This window comes from Methylocystis sp. MJC1 (genome assembly GCF_026427715.1).
In the GTDB taxonomy this organism is placed as follows: Bacteria; Pseudomonadota; Alphaproteobacteria; order Rhizobiales; family Beijerinckiaceae; genus Methylocystis.
Genome location: NZ_CP107558.1, coordinates 892,986 through 919,317 on the forward strand (window position 1 = coordinate 892,986; position 26,332 = coordinate 919,317).

Annotated in this window: 21 protein-coding genes and 2 pseudogenes; 14 read left to right on the forward strand and 9 right to left on the reverse strand. The window is 58.6% G+C overall.

What is annotated here, in order from left to right; translation table 11 throughout:
• The first annotated feature begins 12 nt into the window (after positions 1-12).
• The 3 genes and pseudogenes from OGR47_RS04350 to OGR47_RS04360 all read left to right on the forward strand — a co-directional run.
• Positions 13-2,943: an efflux RND transporter permease subunit gene (locus OGR47_RS04350; protein ID WP_246729638.1), complete on the forward strand. Its 2,931-nt coding sequence runs from the start codon at positions 13-15 to the stop codon at positions 2,941-2,943.
• A gap of 163 nt (positions 2,944-3,106) precedes the next feature.
• Positions 3,107-3,445: a hypothetical protein gene (locus tag OGR47_RS04355; protein ID WP_165050864.1), complete on the forward strand. Its 339-nt coding sequence runs from the start codon at positions 3,107-3,109 to the stop codon at positions 3,443-3,445.
• Positions 3,446-3,725: 280 nt separating this feature from the next.
• Positions 3,726-4,130, forward strand: a pseudogene (locus OGR47_RS04360) (family 1 glycosylhydrolase); the annotation flags it as partial.
• Between the two features lie 67 nt (positions 4,131-4,197).
• Here OGR47_RS04360 and OGR47_RS04365 read toward each other — a convergent pair.
• A complete protein-coding gene (locus OGR47_RS04365; protein WP_306792329.1) occupies positions 4,198-4,935 on the reverse strand; it encodes an efflux RND transporter periplasmic adaptor subunit in 738 nt (245 codons plus the stop codon).
• Positions 4,936-4,948: 13 nt separating this feature from the next.
• Positions 4,949-6,349, reverse strand: coding sequence for a TolC family protein (locus tag OGR47_RS04370; protein ID WP_165050862.1), 1,401 nt, complete (start codon positions 6,347-6,349; stop codon positions 4,949-4,951).
• 345 nt (positions 6,350-6,694) lie between these two features.
• On the opposite strand from OGR47_RS04370, the gene OGR47_RS04375 reads away from it, so the two are divergent.
• Complete coding sequence (locus OGR47_RS04375; protein ID WP_246729637.1) at positions 6,695-6,856, forward strand: hypothetical protein; 162 nt, start codon at positions 6,695-6,697, stop codon at positions 6,854-6,856.
• 127 nt (positions 6,857-6,983) lie between these two features.
• Here the strand turns inward: OGR47_RS04375 and OGR47_RS04380 are convergent, their stop codons facing one another.
• From OGR47_RS04380 to OGR47_RS04405, 6 genes are all read right to left on the reverse strand, one after another.
• Positions 6,984-7,466, reverse strand: a complete 483-nt coding sequence (locus tag OGR47_RS04380) for a MaoC family dehydratase (protein ID WP_165050860.1) — start codon at positions 7,464-7,466, stop codon at positions 6,984-6,986.
• Between the two features lie 44 nt (positions 7,467-7,510).
• Complete coding sequence (locus OGR47_RS04385) at positions 7,511-8,689, reverse strand: radical SAM protein (RefSeq protein WP_165050858.1); 1,179 nt, start codon at positions 8,687-8,689, stop codon at positions 7,511-7,513.
• Between the two features lie 51 nt (positions 8,690-8,740).
• On the reverse strand, positions 8,741-9,421 hold the full coding sequence (locus OGR47_RS04390) for a Phenylacetic acid catabolic protein (RefSeq protein WP_165050856.1): 681 nt from the start codon (positions 9,419-9,421) through the stop codon (positions 8,741-8,743).
• Between the two features lie 229 nt (positions 9,422-9,650).
• The gene (locus OGR47_RS04395) at positions 9,651-10,022 is read right to left on the reverse strand and encodes a nuclear transport factor 2 family protein (protein ID WP_165050854.1); all 372 of its coding nucleotides are present in this window, start codon (positions 10,020-10,022) and stop codon (positions 9,651-9,653) included.
• Between the two features lie 116 nt (positions 10,023-10,138).
• On the reverse strand, positions 10,139-10,456 hold the full coding sequence (locus OGR47_RS04400; RefSeq protein ID WP_165050852.1) for a hypothetical protein: 318 nt from the start codon (positions 10,454-10,456) through the stop codon (positions 10,139-10,141).
• A 165-nt stretch (positions 10,457-10,621) separates the two neighbouring features.
• Positions 10,622-11,587, reverse strand: a complete 966-nt coding sequence (locus tag OGR47_RS04405; protein WP_165050849.1) for a hypothetical protein — start codon at positions 11,585-11,587, stop codon at positions 10,622-10,624.
• A 295-nt stretch (positions 11,588-11,882) separates the two neighbouring features.
• Here OGR47_RS04405 and OGR47_RS04410 point away from each other — a divergent pair, with 295 nt between their 5' ends.
• The 4 genes from OGR47_RS04410 to OGR47_RS04425 all read left to right on the forward strand — a co-directional run bounded on the left by OGR47_RS04410 (position 11,883) and on the right by OGR47_RS04425 (position 16,472).
• Complete coding sequence (locus tag OGR47_RS04410; RefSeq protein ID WP_165050847.1) at positions 11,883-13,457, forward strand: class I adenylate-forming enzyme family protein; 1,575 nt, start codon at positions 11,883-11,885, stop codon at positions 13,455-13,457.
• Positions 13,458-13,627: 170 nt separating this feature from the next.
• Positions 13,628-14,680, forward strand: a complete 1,053-nt coding sequence (locus OGR47_RS04415; protein WP_165050845.1) for a cytochrome P450 — start codon at positions 13,628-13,630, stop codon at positions 14,678-14,680.
• Between the two features lie 49 nt (positions 14,681-14,729).
• Entirely contained in the window at positions 14,730-15,026 is a 297-nt protein-coding gene (locus OGR47_RS04420; RefSeq protein ID WP_165050843.1) for a hypothetical protein, read from the forward strand.
• Positions 15,027-15,050: 24 nt separating this feature from the next.
• Positions 15,051-16,472 (forward strand): aldehyde dehydrogenase family protein, encoded by a 1,422-nt coding sequence (locus tag OGR47_RS04425; protein ID WP_165050840.1) that lies wholly within the window; start codon positions 15,051-15,053, stop codon positions 16,470-16,472.
• Positions 16,473-16,586: 114 nt separating this feature from the next.
• Here the strand turns inward: OGR47_RS04425 and OGR47_RS04430 are convergent, their stop codons facing one another.
• A complete protein-coding gene (locus tag OGR47_RS04430) occupies positions 16,587-17,495 on the reverse strand; it encodes a LysR substrate-binding domain-containing protein (protein ID WP_165050838.1) in 909 nt (302 codons plus the stop codon).
• A 101-nt stretch (positions 17,496-17,596) separates the two neighbouring features.
• On the opposite strand from OGR47_RS04430, the pseudogene wrbA reads away from it, so the two are divergent.
• From wrbA to OGR47_RS04460, 6 genes and pseudogenes are all read left to right on the forward strand, one after another.
• Positions 17,597-18,199, forward strand: a pseudogene (gene wrbA / locus OGR47_RS04435) (NAD(P)H:quinone oxidoreductase).
• Positions 18,200-18,284: 85 nt separating this feature from the next.
• Positions 18,285-19,400, forward strand: a complete 1,116-nt coding sequence (locus tag OGR47_RS04440) for an efflux RND transporter periplasmic adaptor subunit (RefSeq protein WP_165050836.1) — start codon at positions 18,285-18,287, stop codon at positions 19,398-19,400.
• A 13-nt stretch (positions 19,401-19,413) separates the two neighbouring features.
• On the forward strand, positions 19,414-22,467 hold the full coding sequence (locus tag OGR47_RS04445) for an efflux RND transporter permease subunit (RefSeq protein ID WP_206527425.1): 3,054 nt from the start codon (positions 19,414-19,416) through the stop codon (positions 22,465-22,467).
• 49 nt (positions 22,468-22,516) lie between these two features.
• Complete coding sequence (locus OGR47_RS04450; RefSeq protein WP_165050832.1) at positions 22,517-23,647, forward strand: MFS transporter; 1,131 nt, start codon at positions 22,517-22,519, stop codon at positions 23,645-23,647.
• A 633-nt stretch (positions 23,648-24,280) separates the two neighbouring features.
• Positions 24,281-25,480 (forward strand): hydroxymethylglutaryl-CoA synthase, encoded by a 1,200-nt coding sequence (locus OGR47_RS04455; protein ID WP_165050828.1) that lies wholly within the window; start codon positions 24,281-24,283, stop codon positions 25,478-25,480.
• A gap of 3 nt (positions 25,481-25,483) precedes the next feature.
• A complete protein-coding gene (locus OGR47_RS04460) occupies positions 25,484-26,299 on the forward strand; it encodes an enoyl-CoA hydratase-related protein (protein ID WP_165050826.1) in 816 nt (271 codons plus the stop codon).
• Positions 26,300-26,332 lie beyond the last annotated feature (33 nt).

Consider the following 26,332-nt stretch of genomic DNA (forward strand, 5'->3'; position numbering starts at 1 on the left):
ACGCCGTCCCACTTGTTTGAAGCGGTCCGGGCCAGCAGCTTTTATGGAGAGTCGCTTGTCTATGTGATTTTTGAAGATGGCACGGACCTCTACTGGGCGCGCAGCCGCGTGCTTGAATATCTCAGCGGCATGTCCGGAAAGCTGCCCCAGGGAGTTTCGCCCAAACTTGGACCAGATGCGACCGGCGTCGGCTGGGCGCTTGAATATGCGCTGGTCGATACAACGGGCAAACATTCGTTAGCCGATTTACGAACGCTGCAGGATTGGCAGGTCCAGTATCAGCTGCGCGCCGTTCCAGGTGTGGCTGAAGTCGCGCCCATCGGCGGTCTGGTCAAACAATACCAAGTCACGATCGATCCCGATAAGCTCCTCGCTTATAAGGTTCCGATCAACAAAGTCGTAGACCAGGTACGCCGCAGCAATCAGGAAGTCGGCGGACGCGTGCTCGAATTCACGGGCCGCGAGTATATGGTCCGTGGTAGAGGATATATCCTAACACCCGCTGATATAGAAAACATCGCTGTCGGGGCGCAGCCAGATGGAACCCCGATTCTCATTCGCGATATCGGCTTCGTTCAAATCGGCCCGGACATCCGCCGGGGCGTCGCCGACCTAAATGGCATGGGCGACGTAGCGGGTGGGATCGTCGTCGTTCGCTTTGGCGAGAGCGTCTACGGAGTCTTGGACCGCGTTAAAGAGGCGATCAAGACCACTGTTCAGCCCTCTCTACCCGAAGGCGTCGAGCTTGTCGTAACCTACGACCGCTCCGAGCTCATTGCGCATTCTGTCAAAACGCTTCGCGATCGGCTGATCGAGGAGAGCGTCATTGTCAGCCTTGTCTGCCTGGTGTTTTTATTTCATGCACGCAGCGCGCTCGTCGCCATTATCACGCTGCCCCTCGCGGTGTTGATGGCTTTGGTGGCCATGCAATGGATCGGGCTCACGAGCAATATCATGAGCCTCGGGGGCATTGCGATTGCTATCGGCGCCATGGTCGACGCCGCTATCGTCATGATCGAAAACGCTCACAAACACATTGAGCGCGAGGATGCCAAGCCCCTTGCAGAGCGCCTGCCGCGCCTCGAAGTCTTGATTGCGGCGGGGCGTGAGGTCGGGCCGTCGCTGTTCTTCTCGTTGCTGATCATCACCGTGAGCTTTTTGCCGGTCTTCGCCCTACAGGATCAGGAAGGGCGGATGTTCAAGCCTCTCGCCTATACAAAATCTTTCAGCATGTTCTTCGCGGCGATGCTGTCGATCACCGTCACCCCGTTCCTCATGACGCTCCTCATTCGGGGTCGCGTGCCGCCAGAGGAATCGAACCCGATCAACCGCCTTCTGATCTGGCTCTATCGCCCCGTCGCGCAGATGGCGCTCAAATTCCGCTATGGGATGGTGATCTTGGCGGTGCTCGCTATCGCCTCAATAGCCCCTATTTACGCCAGTCTGGGCAGTGAATTTATGCCGCCGCTCTGGGAAGAGTCGCTCCTCTTCATGCCCGCGACGCTGCCGGGGTCGTCGATCCAGACCATGAAGCAAACCATCCAGGAGCAGGACAAGATTCTGATGAGCTTCCCGGAAGTGGCGAGCGTCTTCGCCAAGGCCGGGCGAGCCAATAGTGCGACGGACCCTGCCCCACTCGAGATGGTCGAGACCATTATCAACCTCAAGCCGGCGGATCAGTGGCGCGCTGGCATGACCCCGGAAAAACTCATTGCCGAAATGAACGCGGCGATGAAGCAGGGTATGCCGGGGTTTTCCAACAGCTGGACGATGCCGATCAAGGCGCGCATCGACATGCTTTCTACCGGCATACGCACGCCGATTGGCGTGAAGGTTTACGGACCAAGGCTGAGCGAGATCGGCCGCATCCTGTCGGATGTCGAAGCGGCCATTAACACCGTCCCCGGCACGCGCAGCGCTTTCGCGGAGCGCGTGAGCCAGGGTTATTATCTCGACTTCGACATCAATCGCGCAGCAATCGCGCGATATGGGCTGTCCGTGATGGACGTTCAGGACGTGATCGTCGCGGCTGTCGGCGGTTCGAATTTGACGCAGACCATCGAAGGGCGCCAGCGCTTTCCGGTAAACGTCCGTTATGGGCGAGAACTGCGGGATGACATCAACAAGCTACGGCGGGTGCTCGTCGCGACGCCCACTGAGGCCCAGATTCCCCTGGAAGAGCTTGCAGACATCCGTTTCGTCGACGGTCCCACTCTGATCAAAAGCGAAGCGGCCCAGCTCGTTGGCTATGTTTACGTCGATTTCTCTGGCCGCGATATGGGCAGTTACCTGGATGATGCGCGAAAGGCTGTCGCCGAAATGGTGAAGCTGCCATCCGGTTATCGACTCGAGTGGAGCGGTTCCTTCGAAGGCATGCAACGCGCCGGACAGATGTTGAAATATGTGATCCCGATCACGCTTTTTTTGATCGCGGTGCTTCTGTACTTGAACGCCCGCTCGTTGCCGAAGGTGCTTATCGTCATGGCGGCGGTGCCCTTCTCTCTTGTGGGTGCGTTCCTGCTGCTTTGGGTTCTGGGCTATAACCTCAGTGTCGCCGTCTGGGTCGGGATTATCGCGCTCGCGGGCGTTGATGCGGAAACTGGGATGGTGATGCTGCTTTATCTTGATGTCGCGTACGAACGCTGGAAACGTGAAAACCGAATGAACAGCCTTGCCGATCTGGAAGCTTCGGTGATGGAGGGCGCGGTCCAACGCGTGCGCCCCAAAATGATGACCGTCCTCGCAATTCTAATGGGCTTATTGCCGATCATGTGGGGCGGCGGCGCCGGGTCGGATGTCATGAAACGAATTGCCGCTCCGATGGTCGGCGGGGTCGTTACAAGTTTCATACTGGAGTTGATGATCTACCCAGCGATTTATGTGCTGTGGAAATGGTGGGCGGAGGTGCGTCGCGCCGCAGTCCGCGCACCGGAGCGGGTCTGAAGAAGGCATTGGTACGTGAGCAACCCACACGGTCGCTCTTCACCAGCTCACAGAACAACTCGAAGGATTAAGTGCGCCGTACAATTGGGCTTGTTCGCGCTGCGCAGGGTGCTACGCTCCCATGCGTAGCCTAGTCACAACGATTTGAAGGAGGGCGCTTAGGATGAGGACGGTCCTTTTTACGGCGGCGATCATAGCCGCGACTGCAGGTACGGCGGCTGCGGATTGCAACGCGGAGATCGAGAAGACGAAGGCCGACTGGGCGGCGTTAAAGCTCGAGCCTGGCAGCAAGCCGAGTTCCATCGAGAAGGGAGTTCGCGGTCACGAGCACATAACGGCGGCCGTGACGTCGATGAGGATTCATCTTCATGAAGCCGAGGAGCTTTGCAAAGCCGGAAACGAACATGAGGCTCTGCTTCATGTGAATGTCATTCGCGCCTTCCTCGACTTACCCGAGTTTCAACACCCCAAAAGCCACCTGTATCTCTACAAGAAACAATAAATGCGGAGGTGCGGCGGCTAACCAGCGCGCCGCACCCAATTTGTCTCGAGCCCCGGCGCCCTTCCTACCAAGGCTGCGTCCGGCTGATGCCAATCGAGTAGCGAGCGAAAAGCTTGCCGGAGGCTCAGCAAATTTAGATTGCTTTCCTTTCGTTGGGAGGCTCCATAGATAAGCGTTGGCCAAGGCTCTTAGGATCTCGGCCGTGCCACACTTCCTGTTCGCCACCGGAATAGAGAACAGTAGCCCGACCGTTAACAACGGCCGCAAGCGCATCGATGAAATGGCCTCCTGCCGACATTACGAGCTTTGGCGGGACGATTTCGCCTTGGTGCGGGAACTTGGGGTCGTCGCGCTACGGTATGGTCCGCCTCTCTATAAGACGTTTTTGGGCCCCAACCGGTTCGATTGGGAGTTTGCCGACCTTGCTTTCACTGAACTGAAGAAGCTCGGTCTGATCCCAATTGCTGACCTATGCCATTTCGGCGTCCCCGACTGGATCGGGGATTTCCAGAACCCTGACTTTCCCGAACTCTTCGCGAGCTATGCTGCGGCGTTTGCTCAGCGTTTTCCCTGGGTGCAGCTGTTCACGCCGATCAATGAGATGTTTGTCTGCGCGACATTTTCGGCGGCCTATGGATGGTGGAACGAGCAACTCCATACCGACAAAGCTTTTGTGACGGCGATCAAGCATATCGTCAAAGCAAACGTGCTTGCGATGAAGGCGATTCTGACTGTGCGGCCGGACGCGATTTTCATACAAAGCGAATCTTCGGCGGCAGCTCATAGGCGAAGACCTTCGCTTGCACCCAAACTGTCGCCAAGTCGGCAACAGTGTAAAGTTCGGCTTGAGGCATCACATATTGACCTTCGAACGCCTTTTTCTCCAGAATCGTGCCAGTGATTGGACTTCTCAGGATCAGCGATTTGCTTGGCCGGCCCGTGCGTTCCAACTCGTCGATGGTCGACTTTGGCACGTCCCATAGCGCCAAACGCTGTCGCGTGGTCTCCACCACCGTGCGCTGAGCCTCCGAAGGGGCGGTCCGGTTGTATTGTAGAGCGGCCAGGAACTCGCGTTGGGCGGCGAAGAAAGCGGGGCTGTAGATTGACAGCATCGGGTCCCCGACTTTGACTTTCTGTCCAGTGACGGCGATGAACAGCTTCTCGACCCAGCCTTCCGTTTTCAGATGGATATGGGCGACCTTGGTTTCGTTCGGTCGTACGATCCCGACGGTGCGAATATTCATCATCAACTCGGTCTTCTCGACGCGGCCGGTCGTAACGCCGATGCGCTGCTGAACCTCAGGAGCGATCTGGACCTCGGCGTATCCCGAAGGCAGCGGCGGGCCGGAGGATGGAGACGTAGCCGGCGGCGTGCTCATCCCTGGCATTTGATGTCCGCTATGGTCCTGCGCACCCGCGACGGTGGCGGCGACAATCGCCAAAAACGCAGCCAAACCGCCGAGGCTTAGATATCGCGTCATTGGCAGCATCAGAGTCTCGTTTCTAGGGCTTGTATTGGGGAGCCAGGGGCGGAGGCGGTTCGGTCGTCGCGATAAGCGCCGGTCGTCCAAGTGTTTCTATATCGACGCCAGCGATCGCTTCGAGTTCAGCTAGTCGTTTTTCACGCTCGATTCGCGCCTCTGCGACCAAGCGCCGAATGTTGATGTACGTTCGCTTGCTGTCGATCAGGTCGGCAAAGGCGACCGTGCCTGCGGCATAGGCCTCTCGCGAGCTAACGAGCAATTGCTCGACGAGGGGGGTCAAACGTCGGTGGAAAAAGCTCGTCTGGCGTTCGGCGTTGCGCATGAAATAAAGCGCGGCAACGAAGCTGGCGGCCCGGTCCTTCTCTGTCTGGCGAATGACGGCCTGAGCCGACCGAACCATCGCCCCGGCGTTGTCGATCGCGGCCTGGATCTGCGGCAAAGTTGTCGGCAGCATCACCATCGCTCCGACGGTCTGTGAAATGCTGCCATTGACGCTGAAGGTCGGGCTGATATCCGGCAGATAGGCGAGAAGCGCCTGCTCGACCGCGTTTTCGCGTCCGGCGACCTGATGCGCGAGAGCCGCTAGTTCCGGATTGCGATCCACCGCGATCTCGATCAGCCGCGCGTCATTGCGAATGACCGAGCGCGGCGCCGGCAAGCCGCCGACCTCGAGCGGCGTATTAGGGTCGCGCGCAAGGAGACCATTCAGCACGCTGCGCGCCGCACGCACCTCAGCCTCCAGGTTGCGAAGGTTGTTCTTCGCCAACTCGGAGTCCGTCTCTACTTTCAACAAATCCTGCAACGGCGCGCCCGCTTGCGCGCGAGCCGCCGCAGACGCCGAGAGTTGCTTGAGCAGATTGACATTATCCCGCTCGATGCGCGCCCGCTCCGCGGCGAGCGCGAGATCGAGATAGGCGTTGAGAACGCGTCTTTGAAGGTCGAATTTGGCGACTCTGAATCTTTCGCCAGCTTCTCTCGCCGCCTCGAACGCCACCCGACCCGCCGCCTCGACTTTGACGGGCAGCTGCAAATTCATCGAAGGATCGAAGCCGGCGCTGATCGTCATGCGATCCCAGGCCTTCATGTTCTCCCGCGAGAACATGTAGCTGTAGCTGAGCGCAACACGGCTATTGGGCCAGGCAGCGGCCTGGTTGACCTGGATCAACGCCCCTTTCCAGTTGAAATAAGCCGATTCGAGGTCGCCATTGGCGAGGAAGGCCCGATAAAGAATATCTCGCCAGCTTGGTCGAAGCGGTAGTTCGGGAAGCTCCCGGATTTCCGCAGGAGGCTCGAAGGTCGCGCCAGCCGTCGCCAGCTTTTCCTGCTCTTCGACCATCCCCGGAGGCGCAAGCACGCAACCACTCAGAGTGGGCAGGCCGCCAAGAAGGCAGATCAGAAGCGCACAACGCCGAGAAAGCATTCATGTTTATCGCAATTCGCCTAAAACAAAGTCTAGCGTAAGGCGAGCAATTCAGATTGGCTATTATTGATCTCCACAGAATATTTAGCTGCCCGCGTCGGAAATCAGTTTACGAGCAGCCGCGCCGCCTCGGCAACCTCGTGCGCTTTCGTCTGATGCCGGGGCAGCGTCCCTACTCTGCAACGTTGGTCGCGTCGAAAGCAACGCTGGTTCGACTTTGCTCATTTGAACGGCCACCAGGAACAGCCCACTTAGGACCATGCGAAGCGGCGACAAATAGGCGACTCTCGAGAGAGAAACCGTGGTCAAGCCAACCGAGCGAGAGATCTTGGGTAGGAGAAAACAATGAAGCCTCTCGAGCAGGCGGAAGACGGGGAGTTTTCGAGCGTTCGCTTCGTCCTGACCGACACATGGACGAGACGCTCACTTTTCGCGGGCGATTTAACGCGGCGACATATTCCGCGCTGGAGCGCCTTCGCGACGCCGGACTGGTCGTCATTCCCGTGACCGCCGTGGCGTGATTCAAGCTTGGGATGCATCGCTTCGAATTGAAGGACGCCCAATTGGCGAAGATGGAGCCACTTCGCCCGAGTCCAATATTGAATTGCCAATCGACAGCTGCGACCACTCCGGCTTATACTGCGGGCGCATCGGAGGAATCCACGATTGTCACGCCGGCTCGGGGCCGCACGACAACTTTGGCGGAGCCCGATAATGCGGCCGCTCTATTTTGTTCGCATCGTCCCGAAAGCGATACGAGATAGCCACGAAGTTTTTCATTGCGTGCGATGCCGATAATTTCCCAGACAATGCGAAACGGCGCGTCGGACGTAACGGGTCGAAGAAAACGCACATGCAGCTCCAAACCGAGCGCCTGTCCAAATCTTACGAAATATGTAGCTAGCAATGCGCCGAAAAGCGCCGACGTATGCGGCCCGGAAGCGATGATGTCGTCGAACCCCCAGCCATGCGCTGCTTTATCGTCGACGTGAATCGGATTGGCATCACCGCACGCGTGTGCGAAGTCTGCGATCGACTGACGGCTGAGCGTCATTTCTGCGTCAAAGCGGTCGCCGACGGCGATAGTCGGCGCTCTGGTCGACTCTTCAACGCTCATAAGGATCAGCTATTAACGCAGCAGGAACGGTCAAGCTGCTTACCTCAGCTGCATTTGCATTCTTCAAGTTCATGGACCGTCTGCGTCGATAGAGCATCCCCTGCGCCGAGCGATTTACTGTGCGCAGGATGGTAGGGAGACCAAATAAATTGGCTCCAGTATGACTCAGCCATCTCAATCCATTCGACAAGCCGCTCTCGTGACTCGAGATAGGCGCCCACATTTACCAGCAGCCAGCTGTATACGGCTTGGCTATCACGGCATCCGTCGCAGTGGCCGGACGTGCAGCAGAATTCGACGGATTTTAGATCTGATTTATACGCGTTGAACAGCGGTAATGTCGGGTTTCCGTTCAAGCGCCGCTCGCTATGTCCGGGATGATCGACGCTAACGCTCGGGCAAGAATGATAGCCGAAACTTCCCCGGTCGTTACCACCGGTGACAACGGCGCGAATATGCATCGGATGGCTGACGACAGTCTCTGGGTAGAGGGTTTTGACACGCAGCGCCTCCGACAGAAGTTCTTGCTCATGCGTTTGCCGAATTGGGGCGCGCTTGTCATATTCGCTATAATAGTTGAACGTGACGCGGTTCCCGTTCTCCGCGATGCGCCCGATGGTCTCTTCAATAACGTCTAGTCCGCGCTCAGAAAGCCCATATACGAAGCAGGCGCGGTCGTCGTTGCGATAATTATCGAGCACAGTTTCGAAAAGACCGCTGAAGCGCTGGCCGCCGGGCTTTATGGCGCGCAATTCGTCGTCAAGGGGCCCGCCGCCGAAAAGCGTCAACATGATGTTGACCGTTTCGAAATCGGCATCAAATGGAAGCTTTCTTAAGCCGTTCGACGAAACGGTGACATAATCGAACGCGCGCGCATAGGCGCGCACGCGTTCCGGAAATAAGGTCGGTTCGCCGCCGATTAGAAGGGCCGATGTTATCTGCCGCGACTTTTCTTTATCTATAAAACGGTTTAGCTCCTCGAGCGATTTTTCTTCCTGCGCAGCGGCGTCATGCCCAAATTCGAAAAACCAACAGCCTCGACACCGCAGATTGCATGCGTCGGTTACGTGGTATTCCGACACGCGTATAGAGGAAGAGAAGTTTTTGAGCCGCGCGAGCCGCTCCGCGAGTTTCTGGTCGCCTGCGACAAGGGCCTCGATGGCGCTTTGGCGCCGCGATGGGCGATCCTTGGCAGGCTGTTTATGCAACAATGGTTCGGCCACGGCTCTGCTCCCGATCTTCCTTTACCCGTTGGCTTGCACACCGACGCGGCCTCAAACGAATTTTCGGTTCTCGACATCCGGTGGAACGCGCAGGCCCAATGCCTCGAGACGTGGACGCATGTTCGCACTAAAGGCGAGCCTTAATTCCTCGTTTCCGGTCTTGCGGATTCCCCATTTCAAATACAGCTTTGAGCGCTCGGAATTAGCGCGACCGAACAGGTCGAGAACGGCGGGCCAAAGTCGGTTAAGCGCTGCTTGCGCCTCCGCGCGGCCTTCATCCGTTCGGCATGCGTCGCGCACGATCCGAAAGCCATGCGCGACGTGAATGCGCTCGTCCCGTAGAATTTTCGGGAAAATTTCGGCGAATGGCTTGTAGCTGCATTCAGCGAATTCGGTCAGGTGGTCGAAGACGACCTGTTCGCCAAGGAAGGAATAAATGCCGCGCTCCATCCAAGTGCGAATGTCGCGCACGAGTTCCGTCGTGTAATAGCGACGCTCGTGTATCTTCTGGGTCAGCATATAGCTCGTGTCGACGCCGATCTCGGCTAGCACCGCCGCGCTCAACATATAGTGATCGATTTCCTCAGCCGCGCGTTCGCAGCAAATCATGCGCTCATATGCGTTCGGCGCCAGCGGATAAAAAAGTTGCACGTAATCGTCGGCGCCCGTCAATTCGCCTTCGGTGTGAACCAACATCAGATGCGTTACGACATCCTGATATTCCTTAGGCATATGACGAAGACCGTTCCTATCGACCGCTATTGTCGCGTTTTCTGCCGCTTTAATATTCGCAGCAATGTCCATTCGGCAGTCTCCCTATATAAAACGTATCGAATATCTTTGCAGCCGGTACAACCCCTCGCGGACGTTGCGAGACAGCCGCGCGCCGCTGCCTCATCTGGCGCCTTCAAAATCGTTTAGCGTCGCCAGTATCGCGATACCGCTCGAAACATTAGTCACGTCAGCGCGCAATGCAATGAAGTGCTTCAGCCTCGAACACTCGTCCATTCTGATCAAATCGCAACCGTTCGATCACCACGCGATCACGAGTTACATTCCGATACAGAATTGCGATTACGTCCATTCCGCTGAACACATCCATCAGTTCGAAACGCAAGGACGGCGTTGCCGAAAGGCTCTTTAGCCAATAACTCCGTATCTGCTCTTTGCCGGAGAGTCGGCCGCATTCGACCCCAAGGCGTTCGAGAATGAAAGGGGACGACATTTCAAAGCCATCTGTATAATGCGCGAGTATGCGATCGAGATCGGCGGCATTCCAGGCGTCGATCCATTCGGCGGCAAAGGCGCGCGCCCATTCCTTTTCGATCAGCATTCACCCAAGGTCCGCGACCCCGACCAATTCGTGCTGACAACTTTAAAGGAGCGCCGCGACACGCCGCAGCGCTTCTTAAAGGACAAGGTGCTACCGCTTCGCTAGAAGCGGAGTTGTCACTTCGCGCTGTGAAGCGTCTGCGTGGTCGCTTCGACTGCGTCGTCAGCGACTTTCAGTGAAGCCTGCAGCGCTTTCAACGAACCAGACACCGCCTGAAGCGACGCCGCGACCGCGGAGCGTTCTATGTCTTGAAGCGATTTACCTGCAGCCCGGAGGGTTTCGTTCACTTCGCGCAGACGAGCGATACGTTCGCTCGCCGTTGCAAGCACCTGCCGCATTGAAGCAGCCATTTTCCCGCCTGCATGGACGAGATCTTTCAATTCTTCTTCGGAAAGATCCCGCTTGAAACCACCTTGTTGAGACTCGCTGGCCATGTCGCGACCCCTGTAATTTAATTTGCCTAACGCTTCGACTATGTGGCACACGCGCGCCTGCGTCAAGCACAATTCAATACAATTGTTTGCTCGGTAAGACGATAGAGCTTCGCGTGAATTTTGATTTTGCTGGGCAGAAGGGCGAACGCGGATCGGGGCGCCCTACTACAGTGCTTGGAGCGCGATGGCGCCGCAAGAAACCGGACCACATAAAAATACAAGCACTTGATCTGTCGAGCGCACAAGATCGTCTGAGGCGAGCTTAGTGAGGTTTATGAGCGGATCAAAAGGGATGTGTCCAAATTGTCCGACATTTTTCATAAAGATGCGATCCGGCGAAAAGCCTAGCAGTTTGCCATGAGTCAATGATGTCAAAGCATTATAGTCGCCAAGTAGGATCCAGCGAAACGCCTGGGGCGACAGGGCGCATGCGTCGTAGCAATCCGCAGCCGCATTGCGCATCGCGCGGAACATTTCAAGCAAAGCCTTGGCACGGTCGTCTGCGGCGGTGAATTGCTTATAAGGCGCATTGCCGACATATCGAAGCCTGAAGGCGCGCGGATCACCCTTTTGCGTCGCGCTGACAATACAGGCGGCGGCGCCGTCTCCGGCGATCGAGACGGCCTCTGGCATGAGGCGCGCCCCCGTGGCGCCGAACTTCTCGCCAACTATAATAAGAGCGTTACGACTCAAATCTTTGTTGATCAGCGCTTCCGCCATCAGGAATGAGTGCAAGAGATTCGCGCAGGCGCCGTAAGTGGCGCAGGAAACGGAAGCTTTGCGAATCCCGAGGCTATGGAGAAAAGCAAATATTTGATTGCGGGTGTCGCGAAACGGTCCGACCACCGCATGGCCCTTGTCGTCGAAGAGATATCCAAAGCTCTCGGTGGCGAGGATCACCGCGTCAATGTCCGACGCCGCAATGTCCGCGGCCGCCAGCGACCTGAGAATGCATCGCTCCATCGACTGTGACAGCGGATGCTGCAACACGGACACGCGTACAACACCTTGCTCCAGCAACTGTTTGGCGTCGCCGAGCGTGACGCCTTCGCCGACAAGGTCGGTGATGGATACGCTTTGGCCGACCTCGTAACAAATCGCACTAATTACGACTTCTTTGGATATAAGCATATTTGATTGTCCGCGACGGCACGTTCCCAAAAGAACGCTTCAAATTGGAAACTATTGATTGCATTTGGCCGCCAATCGGGCAAGTTTGACATTCAATGCGATCCATGGCGCGCTCACAGTTGCGGAGCGCTGGGGAATGATTTAGCCTTTTTGTATCTGCCACGCTCCCGCTTTCATGAGAGTGGCGCGATTTTCAACAGCCTCGCGATGGAGGGATAAGCGTTATTACAGTGGGGCCCTGAGCGCCCCGCAAATTTTCAATCGTCCTATCGAAAAGATTTGCTGGAGCACGACTTTGCTCTCCTCAGTCACAAACATTTCGGAATTGGTGCGGGGCGCGCGCGAACGTTTCGGCGAGCGCGCCTATATCAATCCGTTCGAACGCGGCTTGAACGCTGTCACTTATGCGGATCTCGCGCATTTTGTGCGTGGTCTCGACGCTTTTTTTGACGATCATTCGGTTGGCGAGGACGCGGTCGTTGCAGCCGTCTTGCCTAACTGCACTTTAATGGCGCTTTTATTTATCGCCATTCCCGCCGTCGGTCGCCAGTATTTGCCTTTGCACCCTGCGCAAACGCCCTCGGAGCGCTGTTATGCGCTCAGTGCTGCTCCAGTGCGCGCCGTCTTTGCGCGTAGCGCGGACACTTCAAGCGACGGTTTGGCTAGAATCGAGGGCGTCGTCTGGCTGATCGCGGACGACAGTAAGTTCATTCGCGAGATGATCGTTCGCGGCAAGGAAGTGACCGATGCGCCCGCGGCGTCGCCCGATGCGGACAGCGTCGCGGAAATCGTTTTTACGTCGGGGTCCTCAGGAAAGCCGAAAGGCGTATTGCTGTCGCACCGTAATCTGCTTGCAAATTCCGCTGCGCTCGTGACCCGCTACGGGATCCGCGCCGAGGATCGCCTCCTGACCGCCATTCCGCTCGTCCATGCAGGCGGGCAATGCTTCACGACGTTGGGCCCGCTATGGGTCGGCGCCGCGGCGACGGTGGTCCCGCCGGACCTCGCGATGGTCGGGCTGTGGAAGATGGTCGAGCTGCATTCGATCAGCTGGACGGTAGTGATGACCGCCTTTCTCAACGCCGCGTTGGCGCGCAGCGGCGCGCCGCCCGCGATGCGGCTGAAGGGCGTGCTGGCGGGCGGATCGGCGGTGAGCGCCGAGACAATCCGGGATTTCGAGGCGCGTTTCAGCGTCCCCATCTATCAAGTTTACGGGCAGACGGAGATGGCGGCAATCGTCGTGTCAGAGCCAGTCGGCGACGCCGGGCGCCGGGTCGGCAGTGTCGGCAGGACGCTTCCCGGCTTCGAGGTGAAAGTCGTTTGCGAAGACGGTTCCGACGCGGAGCCTGGCCAGACCGGCGAGATTTGGCTTGCGGGCCCCTCGCGCTTCCTCGGCTATCTCAACGCGTCGGAAGAAACGGCGCGCAAATCGGCGGGCCGCTTCGTCCGCACTGGCGACGTCGGGCGTTTCGACGACGCTGGCAATCTTTGGGTCGTCGACCGAAAGGACAATCTGATTATCGTCGGCGGCGAGAACATTTATCCCGCGGAGATCGAAAACGTCGTGCGGACTCTTGGCGCGGTCGAGGACGTGATCGTGACAGCGGTGCCGGACGCCGTACTCGGCCAACAACTGGTGCTGGTTTACAAGGAGCGCGACGCGCAAGGGATCGACGACCGTGCAATCGACATGGCGCTGCGGCGGGAATTGAGCGGCTGGAAGGTTCCGCGCTTGCGCCTCACTCTGCCAGAACTTGGCTTGGACGATTGGCCGCGCACATCGAGCGGCAAGATTGCGCGACCCGAGGTCGCACGGCTAGTGCGCGCGTTTTGCGCGCGGCGCGCTGCTCCGGTCACTTTGGGAAAATAGCCGATTTGGATGCTGCACCCATGGATCTAGCTGACCCCGCGACTTATCAAAACGGCGCGCCCATAGGTTGGTTTGAGCGCGCTCGCGACGGCGGCGCATTGCAATGGCGCCATAGCCCCTATCTCGGACGTGGCTTTTGGGTCGGACTCACAGGGAGTGTGTTTGATCGCGTGTTCAGCGAACCGCAGCTGTTTTCGTCGAGCGAGGGCACGGTGACGCTCGACGATCCCCAGGGACTCGACCTCGAAAAGCGACGGCTGTTCCTGATCAATATGGACCCGCCGAGACATACGGCGTTCCGGAAAATCGTCGCGCGCGCTTTTAAGGATGACGCCGTCGACGTGCTCGGCAAGAAGATCGATGAGTTCACCGACGCTATTTTTCGGGATTTGCCGAACCACGGCGAAATCGACGTCGCCAAGACGATCGCCAACGACCTGCCGCTTCGCGTCATGTGCGAGCTTTTGGGCGCCGATCCCGAGGATCGCTTCCGGCTTGGCGTCGACGCGGAGGTGATGAATTTTCCCGAAGACCCCGATTTACACCCGGATCGTGCGAACCTCCCTGTGTCAGTCGCGCGGCTGTTTCACTATGGGATGAAATTATGCGAGCGCCAGACCGCGAAGCCCTCGAATAACGTCACGCGCCTGCTGTTGGACGGCGAAATTGGCGGAGAGGGACTTTCCAACGACGAATTTTGCTTTTTCTTCCTGTTCATTCTCGTCGCCGCTTTCATCACGACGAAAAGCATGTTGACTAGCGCTTTTCATCTACTCGCTAGCCATCCTAACCAGTTTCAACTGCTCAAGCTTCGACCGGAATCGATCCCCATTGCCGTCGAGGAAATTTTGCGGCTTGAGCCGCCGCACATCTATCATTGTCGCACAGCGTTGCGGTCGGCCTCCCTCGACGACGCGACAATTGAAGCGGGCCAGAAGATCGCGCTTTTCTATCATGCGATTAACCGCGACCGAGCGTTGAACCCGAACCCAAACCAGTTCGATGTAACGCGCGAGGAAGTGCGGCACAGGTCTTTCGGGCGTGGCATCCATCATTGCCTCGGCGGCCTGATAGCGCGACGTGAGATGGTCTCTGTGTTGCGGTATCTCGTCGATCAGGACGTCGAACTTCTCGACTGGCTGCCGCCGGTGCGCGCGCACTCCGCCTTCCTTCACAGTTTCAAGGAACATAAGGTAGTCCTTCGCAAGGGTGCTTCCTGTTAATCAAAAGCTTAATCACAATGCAATACGGCGATGATCTTTGGAGAAATGCATGTCAAAAGCGTCGAACGTTGCGCAAACCGAACACGAATTCATCGATGCGCTTTTGTCCGTCGTTGGTGGGCGCGTATCGCGCGCGGGCATCACGCGCGGGACGCGACTTGTCGATGATCTTGCAATGACGTCAATCGAGCTTTTACAGCTGATCCTCGCCTGCGAACGTGAGATTGGCGCTTCTCCCGCCGACAACGACGATCTCGCGGAAACGCTGTCGACCGTCGGCGCTGCCGTCGATGCACTGCATCGGCTACGCAATGCGCCTGCCGTTGCGGCGAGCGATGCTATTTAACCCGCTGTGATCGGCTGAGTCCGCATGCGCGAAAGCCTCGAGTTTTTCATCGACGGAGCCTGGGTCGCGCCGGTGCGACAAAAGGTCTACGAGACGATCAATCCAGCGACAGAGGCGGTCAGCGGCCGCATTTCACTTGGCTCAGCGGCGGACGTCGACCGAGCGGTCAAGGCTGCGCGCGCCGCCTTCCAAAGCTATTCGCGCTGGGGCCGCGCCGAACGGATCGAGCTGCTCGCATCTATTGTCGCCGAACTCAAGAGGCGACAGTTGGACTTGGCCGAAGCCATCGTCGACGAAATCGGGGCCCCCTTGTGGTTGGCGCAAGGCGCTCAGGCGCCGCTGGCCGCAGCTCATTTCAAGGCAGCGATAGAAGCGTTGGAGACATACGCCTTTCAAGAAAGGCGCGGCTCAACTCTGATTGTCAAGGAGCCTATCGGAGTCAGCGGCTTCATCACGCCGTGGAACTGGCCGTTGAACCAAACTGCGAGCAAGGTCGCGCCGGCCTTGGCCACAGGCTGCGCCATTGTGCTCAAACCGTCCGAACTCGCGCCGTTCTCCGCGCGCATTTTTGTAGAGGCGCTTGCCGCGGCGGGGACGCCGCAGGGCGTCTTTAATCTTGTTTATGGCGACGGGCGGACTGTTGGCGGCGCCATTAGCGCTCATCCAGACATTGATATGGTATCCGTCACCGGGTCGACCCGCACTGGGATCGGCGTCGCGCTGGCCGCGGCGCCAAGCGTGAAGCGCGTATGCCAGGAGCTTGGAGGCAAATGCTCGAATATCATTCTCGCAGATGCCGATCTTAGAGCAGCGGTCGTCGCTGGCGTTCGCGCTGCGATGATCAACTCCGGCCAGAGCTGCAACGCGCCGTCGCGGATGCTCGCACCGAGAGAGCGGATCGACGAGGTCGTCAACCTGGCAAAAGCCGCGGCTGAAGCAACAACTGTAGGGGATCCGAAAAGCTCCGCACATTTGGGCCCGGTGGTCTCTCTGGCGCAATGGACGAGGGTCCAACATTTTATCCAATCTGGCCTCGAGGAAGGCGCGACCCTCGTCGCCGGCGGTCTGGGACGCCCTGAGGGCTTCACGCGCGGCTACTACGTCAAACCGACGGTGTTCGCCGACGTTTCGCGGGAGATGAAGATATCGCGGCAGGAGATTTTTGGCCCCGTGCTCGCGATCCATAGCTATGAATCAATCGACGAGGCGATCGAAATCGCCAATGACACGGACTACGGCCTTGCGGCTTACCTATCCGGAAAGAATGCGGAAACATTGATGAAAGTCGCGTCCCGGCTGCGCGTTGGACAGGTTGTCATTAATAATGCGAGAGCAGATTTGTCGGCCCCTTTCGGCGGATATAAAGCATCGGGGAACGGCCGCGAATGCGGTTCTTACGCATTCGCAGAATTCCTCGAAACGAAATCGATTTTGGGAACATCGTAAGGGCTCGCCGTGCGTGCATGGTACTCGATGTCAAACGCTGCCGACTCACGATCAACACACGGCGGGCTGATCGGTTTTCCTGAGGCGTGCCGCAATTGCTCCCATTAGCTAAACTCAAACGGTTTCTTTACCCGTCTTGAAATCGTGAGCGAGAAAATCTACGAAGCTGCGGACGCTGGTCGCGAGGCCGCGCCGAGACGGCAAGACGGCATGGACGATCCCTGGCCGCGGGGTCCATTCCGGCAATAGCGCCTCCAGCTCCCCCCGCCGTAATTGGTCCTGCACCAGATATTCAGGCAGACGCACGACGCCGATGCCATCGATCGCCGCGTGACGCAAGGCTACCATATCGTCCGAAACGAAGCGGGGCGAAAAGCGGATGATAGCCTTCCGGCCGTCCGCGTTCGTAAAATCCCAAGCGTGCGCGCCATTGTGGATCAGGTCCATACTATCGAAGAGCGTCAGGTCCTCGGGGACGGAAGGCCGCCCTAGCCGGTCCAACAGGGCGGGACGAGCGACGATTAGCTGCGCGCTCGTCGCCAGCGTTCTCATAATGAGATTCGAATCCTCAATCGGTGGGAACCGAACCCGCAGCGCAACATCGATCCCCTCTTCTATGGGGTCGATCCGTCGGTTGGTCGCTGTCAATTGGACAGAGACGCGCGGATTCGCGGAGAGGAACCGCGAGACCGTCCCCGAAACCCTACTCTGCGCCAAAGCGATTGGGCAGCTCACGCGCAGGAGGCCCGAGGGTTCTGCCTGCGCTTGCTCCACGATATGCCGCGTCGCCTCGGCCTCGGCGATCATGGCTTCGCAGCGCCGAAGGCACGCCAGACCGATATCCGTCAGGGTGAATCTGTTGCCGGACCGCTGGAATAGGCGCACGCCCAGCTGCTCCTCCAAAGCGCCGACGCGCCGGCTGAGAGTGGATTTTGGCAGGCCGAGCGCTCGCGCCGCCGCCGAGAACCCGCCATATTCGGCAACTTTCGCAAAATGATAGAGGTCGTTGAGATTTGGCGTCATATGCGTTCCAATTATGAAACGGCTTGTGCCAGCAGGCGACCTTCCTGGCAAGCGCATGTGACGTTAGGGTTCGGCAGTGCGTTTCTCTCCACGGAGCCCTCATGCCTAAAGTACTCATTTTATACCATTCTTCATATGGCCATACCGAGCAGATGGCGAAGGAAATAGCCGCGGGCGCCCGTGAGGTCGGAGCGGAAGCATATGTGAGGCGGGCGCCCGAAACGGTTCCAGAAGCGATTGCCAGCGGCGCCGGATACAAGCTCGACCAGGATGCGCCGGTCGCCGCAGTAGACGAACTCGAGCAATTCGACGCAATCGTCATCGGCTGCGGCACGCGTTAGGGTCGCATGGCGGCGCAAATGGCGAGCTTTCTCGACCAGACAGGCAGCTTGTGGGCGCGTGGCGCGCTCAACGGGAAGGTCGGCTCGGCTTTCGTCTCTACCGCCAGTCAGCACGGCGGCCAGGAGACGACGCTTTTCTCGATTCTCACCAATCTTCTGCACTTCGGGATGGTCGTCGTGGGTTTGCCTTACAGTTTCCAAGGCCAGCTCACTTTGGAGCATGTGACCGGCGGCAGCCCCTATGGCGCGACGACGATCGCCGGCGCCGACGGTAAGCGCCAGCCGAGCGAAAACGAACTTGCCGCCGCTCGATTTCAGGGTCGGCTGGTCGCGGAGACGGCGGCCAAATTGTTCGGAAAATGATCGCCTAAGCGCTTTTGCGCTTCTTTTTGAGGCGCGACGTAGCGTGTCAGCGCTGCTCCGATCCGCTCGGGAGATGCGAAACGCCATGAGAACCAAGTTACGAGTCGCGACTTGTGCAACGGCGATTCTTGCTTTCGCGGCGGCTGGCGCGCTTCACTTCGGCCGCGACGCGAGCGCATCGGCGCCCAGCGCTCCCGAGCCCCCTCTGCCCGCGGTCGCCGTCGAAACGAGCATCGTATCGGACTTGCCATTACGGCACACGGTGACAGCCGTGGGATCTTTACGAGCGATACGCCAGGTCATTCTGTCGTCGGAGATCGGCGGCCGCGTCACCGCCATCCATTTCCGTGACGGAGACTATGTCGCCGCCGGAACGCCGCTCGTCTATCTCTTTAGCGAGCCACAAAATGCCGAGCTGGCGCGCTCTCGCGCGGATGAGGTATTGGCGCGTCTACAACTACAACGTACGACACAGCTAAATCGGCGCCAAGCCGCTGCTCAGGCTGACGTGGACAATCGGCAAGCCGCTTTCGACCGGGCGAAGGCAATGGTCGCCGCGGCAGAGGCCGTCATCGAACAGCACGTCGTGCGCGCCCCTTTTTCTGGTTATCTCGGGATTCGGCGACTTGACCTCGGACAATATCTCAGCCCTGGCCAAGCCGTCGCGACGCTGACCGATCTCGATGAGCTTTTTGTCGACTTCGCTCTACCCCAGCGCTATCTCGCCGATCTCTTCGTCGGCCAAACGGTGGAAATAGCTACCGACGCCGCAGCTGGGCGTTTCACCGCCCGGCTCGAGACGATCGAGCCGCAGGTTGATTCCGGCACGCGCAATATTGTCGTCCGAGCGCGGTTTTCCAACCCGCAGCGACGTCTAAGGCCTGGGCTCTATGCCACCGCGACTGTGATTCTCACGCCAGAGAATGGAACTGTTTCCGTTCCTGAGACGGCCATCGTCGCCAACGCGACGGCGGGCATGGCGTTCGTCGTTCGCGATCTCAAGACAAGTGGCGAAGGCCGCATCGAGCGCGTTCCCGTGAAAGCCGGGCGGCGGGTCGATGGCCGGATCGTTGTTTCCGGACTCGCAAAAGGCGAGATCGTGGTCGTCAGCGGTCAATTGCGGCTCTCGCCCGGCCAGAAAGTCCGGCCCGTCGCCGGAAAGGAGCTAGAGGCTCCGACCGCCGCGAATGTTTTTCGTTGAGAGGAGGGTGTGGGTGGCTTTTACCGACCTCTTCATCCGGCGACCGATCCTCGCAATCGTTCTCGCCTTGCTAATCCTCATCGCCGGCTCCGCATCGCTTGCCTTGCTGCCGGTCCGGCAATATCCAAAGCTGCAAAGTGCGGCAATCACCATTGAGACGAGTTATCCCGGCGCCACGCAACAGCTCATGTTGGGCTTCGTGACCGCGCCTCTCGCACAAGCTGTCGCGACCGCCGACGGCGTCGAATATCTGACCTCGATATCGACGGAGGGCAAAAGCCTGATCAAGGCGCGTCTCAAAATCGATGCAAATCCCGATCGGACGCTGGCCGAGATCATCGCCAAAGTTCAGCAGACAAAATATCTCCTTCCTCGTGAGGTATTCGATCCCATCATCGAGAAGATGACAGATGATCCCACTGCGATCATGTATGTCGCGCTGATGAGCGAAACGCTTTCGGCGCCTGAGATGACGGATTATGCAACCCGTACCGTGCAGCCGCTGGTGGCGTCCATCAATGGCGTCGCTTCGGCTCAAGTCATGGGTGGCCGCAAACTGGCGATGCGTGTTTGGCTCGATCCTGAGAAGCTCGCCGGCCACGATATCACGGCTGCCGAAGTCGCCACGGCTCTCTCCCGCAACAATGTGCAGATCGCGGCGGGAGAGGTGAAAGGGGCGTTCACGGTCAGCCCAATCGCGGCAAATTCCGACGCTCGTGATCCCGAATCGTTTCGCCGCCTCGTGCTGAAGGCGGGTCCCGGCTTGGTGCGTCTCGAGGATGTGGCTGTCGTCGACTTCGGCGAGCAGAACTACGAACAAAGCGCGATGATCAACGGGCGGCCTGCCGTGGTCATCGCAGTGAATGGCACGCCCGCAGCAAACCCGCTGGACATTGTGCGCGACGTGGACACCCTCCTGCCGCAGCTCGAACGCTCCAAGCCGCTGGGGCTGGATATAGAAAATGTCTTCGACGTCGCGCGATTTGTTAAGGCCGCTCTTGTGGAGGTTGAACACACGCTCATTGAAGCGGCGATCATCGTCGTGATCGTCATCTTTTTGTTCCTCGGCTCTGCGCGTGCGGTGTTGATCCCCGTGATGACGATTCCTCTTTCGCTGATAGGCGTCGCCGCCTTGATGCTGATAGCGGGCTTCAGTCTCAATCTCCTTACACTGCTCGCGATGGTGCTAGCGATCGGGCTCGTCGTGGACGATGCGATTGTTGTCGTCGAAAACGTCTATCGGCATATCGAGAGGGGCGCTGACCCATTCGAGGCGTCCCTTCTCGGCGCGCGCGAAGTGGTCGGGCCGGTGATCGCTATGACGGTCACTCTCGCCGCTGTCTACGCCCCGATTGGTCTTATGGGCGGACTGACAGGCTCGCTCTTTCGCGAATTTGCCTTTACCCTGGCTGGAGCCGTCGTCGTTTCGGGACTGGCGGCTCTCTGCGTCTCGCCCGTCATGGGCTCGCTGCTCTTGCAGCCGCAAACTGCGCAAAGCTGGATCGGCGCAGCCACCGAGCGTGGATTTCACCGCCTCGCCGGTGGTTATGTGGCGCTTCTGAAGGCGACGCTCTCGGTTCGGCCCTTGATGATTGTCGTAAGCCTCGCCACCGCCGGGAGCGTTTTTTTCCTTTATTCAGGCGTGAAACGGGAGTTCGCGCCGAGTGAGGATCAAGGCACCGTCATGGAGGTCGCCAAAGCGCCACGTTACGCCAATCTCGATTACACTGAGAGCTACTCGTCGCGGCTGGAGGAAGCGTTTCAGAGGCTTCCAGAGCGGGACACGACCTGGGTGCTAAACGGCTCTAGCCAGACGGAGCCGGGTCCACGCGGGGTCTTTGCAGGCGTCAATCTGATCGCCTGGGGCAAGCGTCAACGCAGCGCCGCGACAATCATGGCCGAGCTTCAAGCCGACGGGGCCCGAAATCCGGGATTGAACGTCTTCGCTTTCCTCTTGCCGGCGCTGCCGACGAGTCCGGGCTTGCCGGTGCAGATGGTGCTGTTCGGCTCCGCCGATTTCGACCAGATCTACGAGGTGAGCCAGAACGTCGCCGAAAGTGCGCGCGGGAGCGGATTGTTCGCCGTCGTCGACAGCGACCTCTCCTGGGACAAGCCTGGCTCGACGCTGACGATCGACCGCTCCAAGGCGAGCGAACTCGGGCTGACCATGGAGGATATCGCCGGAGCGCTCGCGACGCTCGTCGGCGAGAAATACGTCAACCGATTCGAGGTGAGCGGACGATCCTATGACGTCATCCCGCAAGTGGAGAGAAGGTTCCGCGCCGATACCAAGGCGATTGGCCGCTTCTATGTTAGAACTAGCTCCGGCTCCCTGCTGCCGCTCGACGCCGTCCTGGAATCGTCGGAGCACGCCGAGCCCAATCAACTCAGCCAATATAATCAAATGAACAGCGCGACGATCTCCGCGGTCTTGTCACCCGGCGTCACGATGGGGCAAGCCGTCGCTTTTCTACAAAAAAAGGCCGACGAGCTGCCCCCGGGCTTCGGAAACGCTTGGCTCGGGGAATCGCGCCAATACGTCGCCGAAGGCAATCGGCTCATGATCGCCTTTGGCCTCGCGCTGCTGGTTATTTTCCTCGTGCTTGCGGCGCAATTTGACAGCTTCCGCGATCCTTTCGTGATTTTGGTCGGCGTGCCGCTCTCCATGTTCGGCGCGCTCCTGCCGCTCTGGTTCGGATATGCGACCTTGAACATCTTCACCCAGATTGGCCTCATCACGCTCGTCGGGCTCATCTCTAAGCACGGAATTTTGATGACCGCCTTCGCCAACGAATTGCAATGGCGTGACGGCCTCTCGCGCGAGGCCGCCATCGTGGAATCAGCTCGCATTCGCCTGCGGCCAATCCTGATGACGACCGCCGCGATGGTAGCGGGCCTCTTCCCTCTGATCTTCGCCAATGGCGCCGGCGGCGCGAGCCGCTTCGCGATCGGCATCGTCGTAGTGATGGGTATGCTGATCGGCACTTTCTTCACGCTGTTCATCTTGCCGACGATTTATGTACTCCTGGCGCAGGATCATCGAAGACAGCCGACCGCGGCCGTCTGACGGTGACGTACGCTGTCAGCTTCTCAGATTGTTTCTTGGGAGCGTTGCGATGGGACGCGGAGACGGGGGACATGTCCCGGAGAGAGACGGAGGCGGCTGGACGAGCTTCACGCTCCTTCTCGTGGGGGTCTTTCTATCGCCGTTGAGTTTTTTCATCGTCAATATTGCACTGCCGACGATTTGCCTGGATTTGGCCGCGACGCCCGGAGACGTCCAGCTCGTCGTCTCTGGATATCTTTCGGCTTACGCGGTGTTCCTGATCACCGGCGGGCGCCTCGGTGACCTTTATGGACGTAAGCCCGTTTTTCTTGCTGGCGTCGCTGTCTTTGGATTTTCATCGGCCTTGTGCGGCCTCGCCTCATCCCCCGCAACCCTCGTCGCGGGTAGGATTCTTCAAGGGGGCGCCTCCGCCATCATGGTTCCGCAAGCGCTCGGATCGATTCATGATCTCTTTCCGATCGACGAACGGCCTTTCGCTCTTGGCGTCTATGGCGCCGTGCTCGGCCTCGCCGCCATCGGCGGGCAAACATACGGCGGCGCTCTCGTGTCCGCCGATCCTTTCGGCCTTGGCTGGCGCTTGGTGTTTCTGGCTAATATTCCCGTCGTGCTTGTCACGCTCGCATTCAGTCCCTTGCTGAGGGACACGCGCCGTTTGTTTTTGCCGTCGGAGCGACTCGATCTCGTTGGAGTGTCGCTCTTGGCGCTCACGCTCGCTTTGCTGATCGTGCCGCTCATCGAAGGGCGCGCCGCCGGCCGGCCTTTATGGGCCTTCGCTATGCTCCTTGCTTCGCCGATCGTCGCCGCCCTGTTTTGGCGACATGAAGTGCGCGTGCTGAGAGAAGGCGGAGCGCCTCTCGTCGATCCGAGAATCGCATGCACGCCGGGCCTCCATTGGGGCGTTCTCGCCTTGCTGACATTTTACGCCACGTCCATCTTCTTTGTCAGCTTCAGCGTATATCTGCAAAGTGCGCTCGGCAAAAATCCGCTTGCGGCAGGGATGGCGTTTCTGCCTTTTGGCGTCGGTTCCTTCGTTGGCCCCCTCGTATCACCTTATGCGAGCAAAATATTTGGCAGCGCTTCCGCGCCGCTCGCCATGATCCTCGAGACGATCGGATTTTTGAGCCTCGCCGCAATAACGTGGACGACGCCGAACAGTGCGAGCAATCCTGGATCATGTTGATCCGAGCTGGTCGGGACTCGTCTCCGGCGTCATCAACTCGACCTTGCAACTCAGTGGCGCCTTGGGTGTCGCCATTATCGGCGACGTTTTCTACGCCACGCAAGGACAAGCCGCCGACGCCGCGTCGATCGTCCGCTCCTTCACTCTTTCTCTGCTCGGCGTCGCTCTTTGTCTGATCGCTTCGACGATATCGACGTTCGCGTTGACGAGAGTCCGCTCGGCTTGCGGTTCCACGAAGCCCTGCATTGATGTGACGCGATCATAGAATCGAGAGCTTCGGGTTTGCGCTCGCAATCCTTGATAGCGGACTGCGGTGCGGCTCGAGTCCAAAATCAAATTTCGACGCGTGTAATTTAGCTTCGGCCCTATCTTCGTTTACCCCGAATAATATTGAACATGACGATAAAAAATTTTAGCTACGGAAATATCCTTACTCGTGCCATAAGGGCTATGTAATAAAAAGAAGGTAGGATGGATTGTTTGATAGGAGTATCATACAATAAACATATAATGTAGCAACAATTACATAAAAATGCACAAATGTATTGTGCATACCAAATGGTGAATCATGTAGATGACAAGCAGCACATATGGCGGCGGAATCAGTTTCTGACAAACTGAGGAGATAGCGATATGATAGTGGCAGGAATTGACGATATCTCAATATATTCTCCTGGTTTCTTCTATCCTTTGGAGGATTTAGCCCGACGTCATGGCGTCGATCCCGCCAAATACATCGTCGGCATTGGCCAGGAGCGCATGGCGGTCCCCACTCCCGACGAAGACATCGTCAGCATGGCGGCGAATGCAGTCGCGCCCTTATTGGTCAATGAAGTGCGCGAGGAGATCAGCACGGTGATCTTCGCGACGGAGAGCGGGATCGATCAATCAAAATCAGCCGGGCTCTTCGTTCACGGCGTGCTCGGGCTCAATCCCAATTGTCGGGTGGTGGAATTCAAGCAGGCCTGCTACAGCGCGACGGCCGGTATCCAATTGGCCTCCGACCTCGTGCGTCAGAGGCCGAAAGAAAAAGTTCTGGTGATTGCCTCCGACATTGCCCGTTATGAACGTAATTCGGAAGGCGAATGCACGCAGGGGGCCGGGGCTGTTGCGATGATCGTCGCGGCCAATCCCCGCCTACTCGAGATTCACCCGCAAAGCGGCGTGTTCAGTTTCGACGTGATGGATTTCTGGCGGCCTAACCACCGCGAGGCCGCTTATGTCAACGGCAAGCTTTCGATTGACGTCTATCTGCGGTCGCTGACCGAGGCGTGGCTCGACTTTCAACGAAAAGATGGGCTGCCTCTCACATCGATCGACAAGCTATGCTTCCATCAGCCCTTCACAAAAATGTCAAAGAAAGCCTTCGGCGCTCTGCGTGAAGCAGCGGGAGCCGAAGCCGATCATCTCGACGAGAAAAGCTATGCGGAGAGTCAAATCTATGGTCGGCAGATTGGCAACACTTATTCGGCTTCGCTCTACATCGGATTGTCCTCGCTTCTCGATAATTGCGACGAGGATCTAACGGGCAGGAGCGTCGGCCTCTTCAGTTATGGGAGCGGCTCGGTCGGCGAGTTCTTCTCCGTGTCGGTCGTCGAGGGTTATCGCCGACGCCTGCGCTCGCATGCGCATCGTGCGCTTTTGGCGAGGCGTCGCGAGATCGATTACGAGACTTATGTCGCGTGGTTCTACACCTCTGTTAAATCGACGGAAGACCGGATCTCTCCGATGCAGACGACAGGACGCTATCGCTTCGCCGCCATCGCCGAGCAGCGCCGTATCTATGCGGAGGTCGACTGCGCTCGGCTCGGCTCACTCAACGCAGTGGCGTGAGCCATGGAGCGCTCCATCGAGATTACGCGTCGCCTCACTCGCAGCGGCGCCGCCATCGCCGAGCTGCGCCTCGCTCGTCCAGAGCGAGGCAACGCTCTCGACGAAGCCATGCTTCGTGCAATCACGCGCGCCTGCTCTGATCTGGCCCAAGACGAGGCGCTGCGAGCGGTCCTCGTCTCTGGCGAGGGCCGGCATTTTTGCGCGGGCGCCGACCTCGACTGGATGCGGCGCGCGGGATCAATGACCCCGGAAGAGAATCTTCGCGACGCGGAACTTCTCGAATGGGCGCTTAGCAGCCTTGTCGCTCTGCCCGTTCCCGTCGTCGCGAAAACTCAGGGCTGCGCCTATGGAGGAGGAATCGGGCTTCTGTGTTGCGCAGACATCGTTCTTGCTGAAACTGGCTCCCTTTTCCGTTTCAGCGAGCCTCTCCTCGGCCTGGCGCCGGCAGTAATAAGCCCCTACGTCGTTCGGGCGATCGGCGTCCGCCGCGCGCGGCGCCGATTTCTCGCCGCCGAGGTTTTCGACGCCACCGCCGCGGTCGCGGACGGGCTGGTCCATGAAGCGCTCGCCAAGACAGCTATCGAGGCTCGCACCGAGGCGATTTTAGAAAACGTCGCGGCCTGCGGGCCTAACGCATTGCGCGAATGCAAGGCGCTGCTCGACCGTCTGCAGAACCGCGACGGCCTCGAAGCAGAAGCTCTTCCGAATCGTCGGCTGATCGCACGGCTTCGTGTCATGCCAGAGGCGCAGGAAGGCATGGCGGCATTTTGTACAAGCCGTCTCCCTTCCTGGGCCGGAACGCCAGTAAGAGCGGAATGATTTCCGACTTCTCCCTCGAAATTTCCCACACGC